The organism is Shewanella abyssi, assembly GCF_023284025.1.
GTDB classification, from domain to species: domain Bacteria; phylum Pseudomonadota; class Gammaproteobacteria; order Enterobacterales; family Shewanellaceae; genus Shewanella; species Shewanella abyssi.
Genome location: NZ_JAKIKR010000030.1, coordinates 1 through 12,687 on the forward strand (window position 1 = coordinate 1; position 12,687 = coordinate 12,687).

Here is a 12,687-nt window from a genome sequence, read left to right on the forward strand (position 1 = left end):
TAAATCAGGGATGATTTAGCAGAGCCATCAGGGAAGATTTTACGGCGGCTTGCAAAGACACTAGCGCATTGGCTGCAGATCGTTGACCCTTACTCCAAATACAAAGCAAAGATCGCTAGACTCCAGTCCAGAAGCGTTACTGGAGTGACGAATTGAATTAGCTCTAAGTTGTTTCGGGGCAGTAACGATTTAGCTTCAACCCGAAGTGGTTCCAATGACCTGCGGTCGGCGTATGTGCAGATACTGCAGAGACTCGCTGCAACTCTTTATAAAAGAAAAGGTCCATGGAAGCTCGACCATGACATCCATGTCATAGATGGCCACGGCCGTATCTACACTGGTTTCGAAAAGCGTAAACTCTCGGCATCTGAGTTTTCAGTTTAAGACTAAGAAATTAGATAGTTAATCTATATCTGACAAGTAACACCCATCTTCCCCGTTGGAAATTTCGCTGTTTAAATTTCGCCGGGGCGCTGAGGGATTGACTCTTATGAAATCAACAGCGGGCGCAAGCGCTTTCTCCCTCGTTTCACTATCGACTAACTATTAGCTAATTATCGAATAACTATCCGTTATTACAATCCATAGCTGTAACTTGAACCGAGTCCTAGCGGTAAACCTATTGACCAATAGAGCAGTAACCAACCACTCCATATTGTCATCAAGGCTAGACTAAACGGCAACATCATCGAGATGAGTGTGCCGATACCAATATTATTCACGTAGCGCTGACAATACACTACTACTAGCGGGAAATAAGGCATCAGCGGAGTAATGATATTGGAGCTTGAATCCCCAACCCTATAAGCCGCTTGCGACAGATCTGGGCTAATATTAAGCTGCATCAACATCGGCACCAGTACAGGACCGATCAATGCCCACTTTGCCGATGACGAACCAACAAATAGGTTTACAAAACCCACTAGTATAATCATCCCCACTACTGTTATCTCTGCCGGTAAGTTAAGTGCTTTAAGACCACTCGCCCCCTCTACTGCTATAAGTGCCCCTAGATTGGATGCCGAAAATGCTGCCACAAACTGAGCGCAGAAAAATGCCATTACAATGTAATGGGACATGCCACTCATCGATTTAGACATTGCTTGAACTACATCACTCGAGTTTTTAAAACTGCCAGTAATATAGCCATACACGAGTCCAGGCAACATAAAAAAGATAAATATCAGCGGCACAATAGACTGCATCAAGGGGGCACTAAAGCTGGTAAGTGAGCCATTACTATCACGTAGAGTCGAGGTTTCAGGCAGAGTCAGCGAGAAAAAGCCCACTATCGCGATTAACATCACCAAAGAGGCACTTCGAAATGCTTTCAACTCTAAAGGCGTGACCTTATCCATCGCGGGCAAGTCCACTTCATCACGGTTTACCTTATGGGTTCGATTCAATCTAGGCTCGAGTACCTTGTCGGTTAACCACCAAATAAGCAGCGTGATCGGAATACAAGATGAAGCAGCAAAGAACCAATTATTGAGTGGATTTACCTCTATACTTGGGTCAACAATTTGCGCCGCTGACTGGGTAAAACTTTGCAGTAGTGGGTCGATACCCGATGGAATGAAGTTGGCGCAAAAACCACCCGATACGCCAGCAAATGCCGCCGCTATACCCGCTAATGGGTGACGTCCAACCGTAAAAAAGATAACCCCAGCGAGTGGAATAACCACGACGTAACCCGCGTCAGTGGCGGTATGGGAGACAATACCGACCAGCACCACTGCTGGTGTCAAAAACTTAGCCGGTGTTATTTTTAGCATCTGTTTAAGTGCGGTATTGATAAAACCTGAATGCTCGGCAACTCCGACACCGAGCATAGCAACAAGTACAACACCCAGTGGTGCAAAGGCGGTAAATGTCGTGACCATGGAGGTTAGGAAGTGAGTGAGTGCTTCCGCACTGAGTAGATTGTTCACTACAATAGGGCTGTCTGTGCGCGGGTCTATCGCCTCAAAGCTGACACCCGACAGCAGTGCTGATAGCCCCCAAACGGCAAACATCAGTATTAGAAATAACATCGCGGGATCAGGTAACTTATTACCCACACGTTCAATGCCGTCCAGCGCTTTACCTAACATACCCTGCGCGCCGTTATCTGCAGGGATTTGTGTACTCGCCATATATCAATCCAACCTATTTTGTTGTTATCCGTCTAACCAAATAGGCCAAGCCAGTACAATTTGGCTCAGCTTTAGCAACGCGGATTTCTTAGTAAACGATAGGATATAATTGGCGGCTTTACCCAAGCTTAAATTAAGCGATTGATTTTAAAATAGATAGAGACGGCACTATTGCAGATAGGCATAAAAAAAGCCCCGTTGTTCAACGAGGCTTTAGCAGTAAACGCATTTTAAGTGAAAAATTACTTACTGGTATCGATTGGCGCAAATGACTTAATAAGGTCATCAACCGCTTTCATCTGCGTTAAATAGTTTTCTAACTGGTTCAACGGCAGTGCACAAGGTCCATCACATTTCGCATTGTCAGGATCTGGGTGCGCTTCAATAAATAACCCAGCCAACCCTAGAGCCATACCGCTACGAGCAAGCTCGGTTGCTTGAGCGCGGCGTCCACCTGCACTATCGCTGCGTCCACCAGGTTGTTGTAATGCATGAGTTGCATCAAAGATGACTGGATAACCAGATTGCTTCATCTCATCCATGCCCAGCATATCAACCACTAGGTTGTTATAACCAAAGCTTGAACCACGCTCACATAAAATGATTTTGTCATTACCCGCTTCATTAAACTTAGTAATGATATGACGCATTTCATGAGGTGCTAAGAACTGTGGCTTCTTAACATTAATAATCGCGCCAGTTTGAGCCATCGCGACAACCAAATCAGTTTGACGTGCTAAGAACGCTGGCAACTGGATAATATCGACCACTTCAGCCACTGGAGCACACTGAGCAACTTCATGTACATCCGTAATTAATGGTAGGTTGAAGGTTGATTTGATCTCTTCAAAGATCTTCAATCCCTCTTCCATACCGGGGCCACGGTAAGAGTTAACCGAAGAGCGATTCGCCTTATCAAATGACGCTTTAAAGACGTAAGGGATCCCCAGTTTCTGAGTCACTTCCGCGTAAGTCTCGGCAATCTGCATCGCAAGATCGCGTGATTCGAGCACATTCATACCACCAAACAACACAAAAGGTTTGTCATTTGCGATTTCAATCGAACCTAAACCAATGGTTTTATTGCTCATCAATCTCTTCTCTCTATCAGAGCCAAGACCTTTGCCTTGGCATTATTCAAATTAAATTGTTACCGATTACACTAGGTTGCGACTATTTGCAGGATTTGACCACACATCCATGCCATATAAGTGCCTAAAGCATAGCCCAACACAGCCAGAAGCACACCAACAGGCGCTAGCGCTGGGTGGAACGCTGCAGCGACAACAGGGGCCGACGCTGCGCCGCCCACGTTAGCTTGACTGCCCACCGCCATATAAAACAGCGGCGCTTTAATTATTTTGGCGACAATCAGCATAAAGCTTGCGTGCACTGTCATCCAAATAATACCAATAGCAAAGTACCACAGGTTTTCAGCATCAAATAGCTTAGACACATCCATATGTAAACCGATAGTCGCGACCAAGATGTACAAGAATACCGTTGCGACTTTCGATGCACCAGCCGCTTCCAAGTGACGCACAGGGCTGAACGACATCGCTAAACCTATAGTTGTTACCGTGACGATTAACCAGAAGAACTTAGAGGTTAGGCTGTAATCACGTGTCCATGGGTAGTTAGCTTCAAAAAATGGTCCTAGGAAGTCGGCAAATAGATGCGCTAAGCCGGTGATACCAAAGCCAACAGCGGCAATCATCATTAAGTCATTAAGACTCGGAATGCGTGAGTTCTCGGCGTGGTACTTTTCAACTTTCTCTTTCAATGCCTCTAAGGCCGTCGTATCAGCCCCTGTTCTAGCATCGATCTCCTTGGCTTTTGACGCCATAAACAGCAATACTGCCATCCAAATATTGGCCACGATGACATCGACGGTCACCATGATAGAGAATATTTCACCACCGGCTTCGTAGATCTCTTTCATTGCCGCCTGATTCGCGCCGCCGCCAATCCAACTCCCCGCAAGCGTTGTCATACCACGCCATACAGCCTCAGGGCCTGTGACACCGAGTACTTCAGGGTTGATACTGGAAACAATCAGCAGGGCGATAGGGCCGCCAATCACAATGCCGACCGTACCGGTCAAAAACATGATAATCGCTTTCGGGCCTAGTGACATAATCGCTTTAAGATCGACACTTAAAATAAGCAGCACTAAACAAGCGGGTAACAAATAACGTGATGCGACGAAATACAGCTTGGAAGTGTTACCATCAATAATATTAAAGGTGTTTAGCAATGATGGCAGAAAATAACACATCAATAGTGCAGGAATGTAAGTATAAAACTTCTTCCAAAAATGGTTGCTGCTGTTGCTGGTATAAAAAACAAAACCCAACACAACGGCGAGTATACCGAGCGCTGTCGCATCATTGGTTACTAATGCGCTGGTGACCGAAGCGGAACTACTCATTAATCCTATCTCCCTGATAGCGGCTGTACTTTTATTAACAGTACTTTGCCTAGTTATTATTCTTGCTGTTCAATTTGTTGTTTCATTAATGGCGCATTCGTGCGCTCTAATACTAATGATGGTGTTACTAAAAAAGGGCCGTTAGGCCCTTTTACATACTTAATGGAACGTTTCAACGTTCTCTTTGAGCTCTTTCAATTGCATCTTCACCAGTTCAATGACCGGATCATGTGGGCTGTTTTCGACAAAATGCTTTAAATCGGCCGTTGCCACACTGATACACCCCAACTGCTGGGCAATAAAAGCCCGTTCACGATTGAGATTAAGATCATCTGCGTGCCATTGGAGTAATAAGTTACAGCACTCCATCGCAGGCTCAAATTTGTGTGCAACAATACTGCCCGCTTTCATCTCATGGATCATGCGCGACACTAGACGCTTAACTGACGCTGGCTTTAAGTAACTCGGCTTTAATACTGCCGCATTACCAAGTTCACCACGCACCAATATATGCAACTGGTGTTTGCTAAACTCACTACCAGTCAAGGGATCAATATAACGAATATCGTCATCAATCTTGCTCACGAGTACCGTTTGACCCGGTAAAAGTAACGGCTCAAGTTTAAGGTCTAGTTGCTTTGCGAGTAGCATTAACACTGTTGCTAGCGTGGTGCTATTACCCTGCTTTGAGGTCATGCATTTACCGAGATCTGCAGCCTCTGCGCTGTAATACGCTTCGCGAGGACAGAAACCTAAGTCGTTATAAAACCAATTGAGTAACCCTGCTAAACGTTCTTGACGATCAACAACGTAAAAGCTCAGCACCGAACCCGCCAGCTCAAGCCAAGCCCAGTTAGCATTCTTGGCTTTTGAAAAGCCAAGATGCTCTGCAACTTCAAAAGCAGTTTCAGGTAGTTTAATTGAATCGTTAAGTTTCAAGGCAGTCTTCAACCTAATAATATAGCTTGCTTAAACACGGCGAGTTTAGCGGCATAAAATACCCAACCTAAAGCGCCCAATGCAGCAAATACTTTAAATAATTTATTACGATTGGCTTTCAGTGCGATGGTCGCTAGCAAGATATAAGCAACAACGGCACTAAACTTTTCAGTCATCCAGGGATCAACAAATGGATACTGTTTAATTGAGAAGCACAAAATCAATCCAGACAAAAGCAGCAAGGTATCGATAACGTGTGGCGCTATCTTAACCAATTTCTTATCCATTATCGGAGATTGACGTAAATGAAGAGAAAAACGCACAATAAAAAACAATACGCTTAACGCTACAAACGTCATGTGAGTATGCTTAAACACAGGGTACAAACTATAGAACGTTTCCATGATTTTAGGTCTTTTGGCCGACAAAGGCGCTAGTGTACCCGATCCCCTTAACCATAACCAATATCAGGTAATGGTATTACGATGGAGTGCGCAATAATTAGCCAGCATCGCAGTGATTTTTACTGCTGGTTAGTTTAATCTCCAGCAAATAAAAGATTTCTTTCCTGTTCCACTTTTTTAACACTGAGTTCGTATACTATAAATGTAAAAAATAACAGGCAGGAACACCAAAATAATGAGTCAGTTCACCTTTGATGACAGCCCAGTATTTTTCCAAGCAGTAAAAGACAAAATAGCGGAGTTTAATTGGCAACACTGGGAGGTATCTGAAAGGCTACCACTTGGATTAAAGCTTGAGAGTGAAACAGGTGAACTGTTAGCCGGCTTTTCAGGAAGGACTTTTGGCAACTGGCTGATGATTGATAATTTATGGGTATCTGAAAGTTTGCGGGGGCAGAAAATTGGTCACCAATTATTAGCCGAAGCTGAGAGTATTGCACACTCTAAAGGTTGTAAATTTGCACTGCTCGATACGCTTAACTTTCAGGCCAAACCTTTTTATGAAGCCAGAGGTTATCAAGTTAAGTGGACTCAATTAGCTTATCCTGCAACGGGCTGTAAATATTTCATGGTAAAGCCATTATCTGCACTTAAAAAATAAAAAGGCACTTTAAAAGTGCCTTTATTATTGCGAGTTAAAGTGACACTATCTTGGCCAACGCCCTAACGTACAACGGTCATTACTGCCAAAATCCCGCACTGTGGCCACGTTCTCATAGCCAAGTTCAATCAACTTTTCTCTAAGCTCTATAGCTTGCTGGTAACCATGTTCAAGTAACAAGTATCCGCCCGGTGCTAGGTAATCTCGGGCGCAATCAGCAATATGAAACAAGTCGGCAAAGCCTTTTTGCGGCGCAGTTAGGGCACTTTGTGGCTCGAACCGCACATCGCCTTGAGAAAGATGTTCATCCTCTTCGTCAATATAGGGCGGGTTAGACACAATCAAGTTGAAGTCATAGTACTCAACCGCATCAAACCAATCGCTTTGGAATACATCCACTTGCTCCAGCTTTAAGTTAATGCGGTTTTCAATCGCCAGTGCCACTGCTTCTTCGACTTTATCGATGGCGCACACCTGCCACTCGTTACGCTCATGGGCCAATGACAATGCAATCGCGCCGGTACCCGTGCCTAAATCCAATACCCGCGCATTTGCAGCTAATGGTAAATTTAAAGCAGTTTCGACTAATATTTCTGTATCAGGTCTTGGGATTAAGGTGGTGGGATTCACTCTAAACGGCAGCGACCAAAACTCCCTTTCGCCAACGATATGGGCGATGGGGTTACCACTAATACGCTTTGCTAGCATCTGCTTAAACTCTGAGACTTGTGCTGACTCTAAGCTTCTTTCTGGCCAGGTGTAGATATAGCTACGCGGCTTATTGATAATATGCAGCAGCATAACTTCAGCATCTAACGAGGCTGAATCCGAAATAGTGTCTAACTGAGAAGAGGCCCATTTAAGGGCCCCAGATATAGTCAATTGCAAGGAATGTCCTTATTCATCGAATATGATAGAACTGAGTAACAGTTAGCCTTCGCCAAGAGCTGCAAGCATATCGGCTTGGTTTTCTAGGATCAGCGGTTCAAGAACAACATCCAAATCACCTTCCATAAACTCATTTAAGCGATAGAGGGTTAGGTTGATGCGATGCTCACTGACTCGACCTTGAGGGAAGTTGTAAGTGCGAATACGCTCAGAACGATCACCACTACCGACTAAGTTACGGCGGGTACTTTCTTCGGCGCTACGACGCTTTTCATCTTCTACAGCTTGAATACGGGCAGTAAGCACACTCATCGCTTGAGCACGGTTCTTATGCTGTGAGCGCTGGTCTTGACACTCGACCACAATACCCGTTGGGATATGCGTAAGACGAATAGCTGAATCAGTTTTGTTGACGTGCTGTCCGCCGGCACCCGACGCTCTGAAAGTATCAACTTTCAAATCGCCTTTATTGATTTCGATGGCTTCTGATTCAGGAACTTCAGGCAACACAACCACGGTACATGCCGAGGTGTGTACCCGACCTTGAGACTCAGTTTCTGGCACGCGTTGAACGCGGTGTCCGCCAGACTCAAACTTCAATTGTCCGTATACGCCTTCACCGCTGACTTTAGCGATGACCTCTTTAAAGCCGCCATGCTCACCTTCGTTGCTGCTCATGACTTCTAACTGCCAGCGCTTACTTTCAACGTATTTACTGTACATACGGAACAGGTCGCCAGCGAAAATAGCCGCTTCATCACCACCTGCACCCGCACGGATCTCAATAAAGCAGTTGTTATCATCATTAGGATCTTTTGGCAGCAAGAGAATTTGCAGCTCATCTTCAAATCCAGCAATAGCTGTTTTAGCTATTTTGTACTCTTCTTGAGCCATCTCTTTAAGCTCAGCATCATCCTCTTCCATCATCTCTTTAGCTGACTCGAGATCTTCCTCGGCTTGCTGAAAAGATTTAAAAGTACTGACAACATCCTCTAACTGAGAATATTCTTTAGACAAGGCGCGAAAACGCTCCTGATCGGCAATAACACCCGCATCGCTCAGTAGCGCCAACACTTCTTCATTACGTTCAAGCAAGCCTTCAAGCTTGCGAATCACACTGTCCTTCATTAAAACGCTAACCTTAGTCTTTATCTAGTCCGAGCATAGTCCTTAATTGTCCAAGAGAGTTGAGATCCCCTCGGCGACTCGCAGCGGTAAGCGCTTGGGTCGGGGCATGGATCAATTTATTGGTTAGCTTATTGGCAAGCTCTAGCAACACTTGTTCGCTATTACCGCCTTGGGCCAACTTATTGACCGCCCGCTCTACCAACTCATCTTTTATCGCCATACTCTGGGTGCGATATTCACGGATACTGTCAACCGACTCTAATGAGCGGATCCACTCCATAAATTGATAAGATTGATCATCTGCAATTAATTCTGCTTGCTCGGCAGCTTCTCTTCGAGAAGCCATATTCTGTTCAATGATGCTTTGCAGGTCATCGACGGTGTATAGGAACGCATCATCCAGATCCGCTACTTCAGCCTCAATATCACGAGGAACTGCTATATCTACCAACAACATAGGTTGATGACGACGCTGCTTAAGCGCTTTTTCTACCATGCCTTTACCAATGATCGGTAATGGGCTAGCCGTAGAGGATATCACGATATCGGCCTTAGGGAGAAAATCTGGGATCTGTTCTAAGGTAATTGCCGTCGCGCCAAACTCTTCACACATGGCTTCAGCACGTGAAATAGTGCGGTTTGCCACAACCATTGTCTTTACGCCGTTATCTTTTAAATGACGTGCCACTAGCTCTATCGTCTCGCCTGCGCCCACCAGTAACACTTGCGTGCTGCCTATGGAGGAGAAGATATGCTTTGCCATGCTTACCGCGGCAAACGCTACGGAAACGGCGGCGGCGCCGATTTCTGTTTCGGTACGGATTTTCTTAGCAACTGAAAAGGTATTTTGAAATAACCGGTCCATTGTGGCTGCAACAGTGCCGGCTTCTTTTGCTTTAACAAAAGATTGCTTAACTTGCCCTAAGATTTGAGGTTCACCTAGGATCAGCGAGTCTAGTCCTGCAGAGACACGCATCAAATGCTTAACCGCTTCCTGATCTTTATATTGATACAGGCAAGGTTCAACATCTGCATGAGAAAGTTGATGATATTCTTCCAACCATTGGACAATGTCGCTCTCTTCACCATTATTACAGTAAAGTTCGGTCCGATTACAGGTGGAGATAATGACGGCTTCGCCCGATTGAGTGCGTGACGCTAGACTCTTCATGGCATCATGAATTTTGTCTGGCGCAAATGCGACTTTCTCGCGTAGGTCGACCGTGGCCGTTTTATGATTTATTCCGATTGCTACAAGGCTCATTTTACTCGTTCTGGACTCTTGGGCATCTTATTATTGGTGCCATTCTAATGAATTGGCTTTGTTAAAAACAGAATACGCTTAACAAAACCGAATAATAATCTCTGTTGTTGCCCATTTTTTCAATTAGCGTCACTCTTTTAACTATTTCTACATAGATACGACACACATTAACGATAATAAGCATTGTACAAATAGTTATTTTTGCATATGGGCATTGGTAATTTATCCAAGCCCTCGTATCATAAGGGCTCTTTTATATCAGTAATAGATGAATAACTTGAGCAGCATCACAAAAAACACTTATGCATGGGTGATATTGAGCTTTATTTTCATTAGCGGTTGCTCAACTACCATACCAGACAACTTAGTTCCCGTCTCTGTCGAGCAGGTTGAACACGCCCAAGCGTGGGAAATGCAGGGCAAGTTAGCCGTGCGCACAGCTGATGATAAATTTAGTACCAATTTGTATTGGTTACACACTCAATCCTCTAATGAATTAAAGCTCACCACCATGCTGGGCACCACAGTGTTAAGTCTAACCAGCACTCGAGGCGATACAATATTAGAGCTCGACGGTAAAACCTACACCGACACCGACGCTCAACGCTTGCTCAATCGCATCACCGGCTGGACGATTCCCATTGATGCCTTACCACTTTGGATTACCGGCCAACTCAGTAGTGACGACGAACTAGTAAGCCAAGATGCACAAAACCGCCCGTTAAGCATCGTGAACGCCACACAGTTTCCCCCTTGGAAGGTCGACTTCAAGAGTTGGCAAACCCAGAGCGGGGCGGAGCTACCTCGACTGCTTAATTTAAAGCGTGATGACATTCGACTTAAAATACAGATAAACCAATGGCAAGCTCTCGCCCCAGAAGATACATCCGTGACAAATCGTCCACAATCAAACTCTAGTGAGCCCTCGTTATGACCGCCCCACTCTCTTTAGGTTGGCCCGCGCCGGCCAAACTCAACCTTTTCTTGCACGTCAACGGGCGCCGAGACGACGGTTACCATGAATTACAGACGCTGTTTCAATTTGTAGATCATTGTGATTACCTCGATTTTAAAGTCACAGACAAGCCGAGCTTGATATTGCATTCAAATATGTCCGGCGCTGTCGCTGATAGCGATAACTTAATTCTGCGAGCCGCAAAATCATTAAAAGAGCACACACAATGCCAACTAGGCGCTGAAATTTGGTTGGATAAACGCTTACCTATGGGGGGCGGTTTGGGGGGCGGTTCATCTGATGCAGCAACCACATTAGTGGCGCTAAATGCACTATGGGGAACGGGTTTACCCCCTAAGGAACTGGCCAAAATAGGCTTAGCGCTCGGAGCCGATGTGCCTGTTTTTATTAATGGTTTTTCCGCTTTTGCCGAAGGTGTCGGTGAACGATTAAAAGATGTTGCTCCGAGCGAACCTTGGTACCTTGTGTTAGTCCCCGATGTGCATGTATCCACCGCCGAGGTTTTCCAAGACCCTCAACTGCCACGTAATACGCCCAAGCTCACACTTGAATCTTTAATGAGCAAGCCTTGGCGGAATGACTGCCAAGAACTGGTCGTAAAACGCTACCCCCAAGTTGCCAAGACCTTAGCGTGGCTGCTAGAATATGCGCCGTCAAGAATGACTGGAACGGGAGCATGTGTTTTCGGTCAATTCGAGCAAGAGCAACAAGCTAAAGATGTCTTGGCGATACTACCAGCATCGATAAATGGCTTTGTTGCCAAAGGATTAAATAAATCACCGTTAATGCTGAGATTAGCTCAGCATTAACCACATCTGGGATACCTTTTTAGTCCCAGCCACTATCATGAAGCATACGCCTGAGGTTCATACAGTGCCTGACATTAAACTTTTTGCCGGTAACGCAACACCTTGTCTCGCTAAGAAGATAGCTGATCGTCTATTTTGCAAACTTGGAGACGCAGATGTAGGCGTTTTCAGTGATGGCGAAATCAGTGTCCAGATAAATGAAAATGTACGTGGTGCGGATGTATTCATCATTCAATCTACTTGTGCTCCAACTAACGATAACTTAATGGAACTGATCGTTATGGTTGATGCGCTTCGTCGTGCATCTGCTGGTCGTATTACAGCCGTTATCCCTTACTTTGGTTATGCGCGTCAAGACCGTCGCGTTCGTAGCGCTCGTGTACCTATTACTGCTAAAGTTGTTGCAGACTTCCTATCAAGCGTTGGCGTTGACCGCGTATTGACTTGTGACCTGCATGCTGAGCAAATTCAAGGGTTCTTCGATGTTCCAGTTGATAACGTTTTCGGTAGCCCTGTGTTATTGGAAGATATGTTATCTAAGAACCTAGACAACCCTGTGGTTGTTTCACCCGATATCGGTGGCGTTGTACGTGCTCGTGCAATCGCGAAGCTGCTTGATGATTCAGATCTAGCTATCATCGATAAGCGTCGTCCAAAGGCAAACGTTTCACAGGTTATGCATATTATTGGTGATGTTCAGGGTCGTGATTGCATCATCGTTGATGACATGATTGATACGGGCGGAACACTTTGTAAAGCGGCTGAAGCGCTAAAAGAGCACGGTGCAAACCGCGTATTCGCTTATGCAACTCACCCAGTATTCTCAGGCAACGCTGCTAAGAACATCGCTGAATCAGTTATTGATCAAGTGATAGTGACAGATACGATTCCATTGAGTCCTGAAATAGAGGCACTTGAGAAAGTCACTCAACTGACAATGTCTACCGTAATGGCAGAAGCGATTCGTCGCGTAAGCAACGAAGAGTCTATCTCGGCAATGTTTAAGCACTAATCGCTATTTGAATAGCAGAATGTGATTAGGCTTACGCTGA

Annotated in this window: 12 protein-coding genes; 4 read left to right on the forward strand and 8 right to left on the reverse strand. The window is 45.2% G+C overall.

Annotated elements, in window-relative coordinates; translation table 11 throughout:
- Nucleotides 1–575 precede the first annotated feature (575 nt).
- The 5 genes from L2755_RS13440 to L2755_RS13460 form a co-directional block, all read right to left on the reverse strand.
- On the reverse strand, nt 576–2,135 hold the full coding sequence (locus L2755_RS13440; RefSeq protein WP_248981206.1) for an AbgT family transporter: 1,560 nt from the start codon (nt 2,133–2,135) through the stop codon (nt 576–578).
- A gap of 242 nt (nt 2,136–2,377) precedes the next feature.
- A complete protein-coding gene (kdsA, locus tag L2755_RS13445) occupies nt 2,378–3,226 on the reverse strand; it encodes a 3-deoxy-8-phosphooctulonate synthase (RefSeq protein ID WP_248981207.1) in 849 nt (282 codons plus the stop codon).
- A gap of 71 nt (nt 3,227–3,297) precedes the next feature.
- A complete protein-coding gene (locus tag L2755_RS13450; protein WP_248981208.1) occupies nt 3,298–4,566 on the reverse strand; it encodes a DUF819 family protein in 1,269 nt (422 codons plus the stop codon).
- 159 nt (nt 4,567–4,725) lie between these two features.
- Nucleotides 4,726–5,505, reverse strand: a complete 780-nt coding sequence (locus L2755_RS13455) for a transglutaminase family protein (RefSeq protein WP_248981209.1) — start codon at nt 5,503–5,505, stop codon at nt 4,726–4,728.
- Nucleotides 5,506–5,513: 8 nt separating this feature from the next.
- The gene (locus L2755_RS13460) at nt 5,514–5,909 is read right to left on the reverse strand and encodes a SirB2 family protein (protein WP_248981210.1); all 396 of its coding nucleotides are present in this window, start codon (nt 5,907–5,909) and stop codon (nt 5,514–5,516) included.
- A 235-nt stretch (nt 5,910–6,144) separates the two neighbouring features.
- Here L2755_RS13460 and L2755_RS13465 point away from each other — a divergent pair, with 235 nt between their 5' ends.
- Nucleotides 6,145–6,570: a GNAT family N-acetyltransferase gene (locus tag L2755_RS13465; protein WP_248981211.1), complete on the forward strand. Its 426-nt coding sequence runs from the start codon at nt 6,145–6,147 to the stop codon at nt 6,568–6,570.
- Nucleotides 6,571–6,615: 45 nt separating this feature from the next.
- Here the strand turns inward: L2755_RS13465 and prmC are convergent, their stop codons facing one another.
- Genes prmC through hemA form a run of 3 tightly spaced genes read right to left on the reverse strand, consistent with a single transcriptional unit; the run spans nt 6,616 to nt 9,850 of the window.
- The gene (prmC, locus tag L2755_RS13470; RefSeq protein ID WP_248981212.1) at nt 6,616–7,458 is read right to left on the reverse strand and encodes a peptide chain release factor N(5)-glutamine methyltransferase; all 843 of its coding nucleotides are present in this window, start codon (nt 7,456–7,458) and stop codon (nt 6,616–6,618) included.
- Between the two features lie 42 nt (nt 7,459–7,500).
- Nucleotides 7,501–8,586 carry a peptide chain release factor 1 gene (gene prfA / locus L2755_RS13475; protein ID WP_248981213.1) on the reverse strand — a complete coding sequence of 362 codons (1,086 nt, stop codon included), beginning with the start codon at nt 8,584–8,586 and terminating at the stop codon, nt 7,501–7,503.
- A gap of 13 nt (nt 8,587–8,599) precedes the next feature.
- Nucleotides 8,600–9,850: a glutamyl-tRNA reductase gene (gene hemA, locus L2755_RS13480; protein WP_248981214.1), complete on the reverse strand. Its 1,251-nt coding sequence runs from the start codon at nt 9,848–9,850 to the stop codon at nt 8,600–8,602.
- A 268-nt stretch (nt 9,851–10,118) separates the two neighbouring features.
- On the opposite strand from hemA, the gene lolB reads away from it, so the two are divergent.
- The 3 genes from lolB to L2755_RS13495 all read left to right on the forward strand — a co-directional run bounded on the left by lolB (nt 10,119) and on the right by L2755_RS13495 (nt 12,647).
- On the forward strand, nt 10,119–10,784 hold the full coding sequence (gene lolB / locus L2755_RS13485; protein ID WP_248981215.1) for a lipoprotein insertase outer membrane protein LolB: 666 nt from the start codon (nt 10,119–10,121) through the stop codon (nt 10,782–10,784).
- Entirely contained in the window at nt 10,781–11,635 is an 855-nt protein-coding gene (ispE, locus tag L2755_RS13490) for a 4-(cytidine 5'-diphospho)-2-C-methyl-D-erythritol kinase (RefSeq protein WP_248981216.1), read from the forward strand. The genes lolB and ispE overlap by 4 nt, the downstream gene beginning before the upstream one ends.
- A 64-nt stretch (nt 11,636–11,699) precedes the next feature.
- A complete protein-coding gene (locus L2755_RS13495; protein ID WP_248981217.1) occupies nt 11,700–12,647 on the forward strand; it encodes a ribose-phosphate pyrophosphokinase in 948 nt (315 codons plus the stop codon).
- Nucleotides 12,648–12,687: the final 40 nt, after the last annotated feature.

Bases quoted from the DNA above. Each gene is read 5' to 3' on its own strand.
- L2755_RS13440 (WP_248981206.1), bottom strand. From the start codon at position 2,135: ATGGCGAGTACACAAATCCCTGCAGATAACGGCGCGCAGGGTATGTTA.
- kdsA (WP_248981207.1), bottom strand. From the start codon at position 3,226: ATGAGCAATAAAACCATTGGTTTAGGTTCGATTGAAATCGCAAATGAC.
- L2755_RS13450 (WP_248981208.1), bottom strand. From the start codon at position 4,566: ATGAGTAGTTCCGCTTCGGTCACCAGCGCATTAGTAACCAATGATGCG.
- L2755_RS13460 (WP_248981210.1), bottom strand. From the start codon at position 5,909: ATGGAAACGTTCTATAGTTTGTACCCTGTGTTTAAGCATACTCACATG.
- L2755_RS13465 (WP_248981211.1), top strand. From the start codon at position 6,145: ATGAGTCAGTTCACCTTTGATGACAGCCCAGTATTTTTCCAAGCAGTA.
- prfA (WP_248981213.1), bottom strand. From the start codon at position 8,586: ATGAAGGACAGTGTGATTCGCAAGCTTGAAGGCTTGCTTGAACGTAAT.
- hemA (WP_248981214.1), bottom strand. From the start codon at position 9,850: ATGAGCCTTGTAGCAATCGGAATAAATCATAAAACGGCCACGGTCGAC.
- lolB (WP_248981215.1), top strand. From the start codon at position 10,119: ATGAATAACTTGAGCAGCATCACAAAAAACACTTATGCATGGGTGATA.
- ispE (WP_248981216.1), top strand. From the start codon at position 10,781: ATGACCGCCCCACTCTCTTTAGGTTGGCCCGCGCCGGCCAAACTCAAC.